This is a genomic window from Bartonella sp. AP57NXGY (assembly GCF_042195805.1).
GTDB lineage: Bacteria > Pseudomonadota > Alphaproteobacteria > Rhizobiales > Rhizobiaceae > Bartonella.
Map to the genome: position 1 here is coordinate 1 of NZ_JBHIOZ010000688.1, position 533 is coordinate 533.

The window sequence follows — 533 nt, forward strand, 5'->3', positions numbered from 1 at the left end:
GTTGCGCCAAGACGTTGGATTCAACGTGAAAACTTATGTCTGTTTAGCTGGCAAAAGCCATCGCTTTTGGGGCGGCAGTTTTGCGAGGACGAATATCTGTTTCTCTTTGTTGCGTAGAGGGTGTTGCTCCTTCATGCGTTACTATTGAAGGCTCCGGGCGTTGAGTAGACTGTGAGACGCTTTGTTGTTGATGCAAATTTTGCGCTCTGTCAGAAGATGCTTCATTGTGTTCTTGTTTTGTCTGCTGAGTTTTTGAAAGGCTCTCTCTTACTTGTGTTACAGCTGTTGCATAATTGTCAGCGGCGTCAATGAGGTGAGAAAGACCCGCTTCAGCATGTCTGCGTGCTTTATTTTTAAAGCCACAAAAGTTACGACCAGTGTATTTGTTAAAAGACTGAGGATTTCCGGCAAGTTGCTGTGCCAGCTGTTCTATTGTTTCAGGGTTTTGGAAAAGCATTTCCACCTGTGATTGCAAAATGTTTGTGTTGCCAAAAACAACTCCGCACCAATATTGGATTTGGGCATGGTGTCTT

The 533-nt window shown here is 44.3% G+C and carries 1 protein-coding gene; it reads right to left on the reverse strand.

Going from position 1 to position 533, the window contains the following annotated elements:
- Window positions 1-43 precede the first annotated feature (43 nt).
- A partial coding sequence (locus ACFIL8_RS12665; RefSeq protein WP_375690134.1) for a BID domain-containing T4SS effector occupies window positions 44-533 on the reverse strand: 490 nt, incomplete at its 5' end.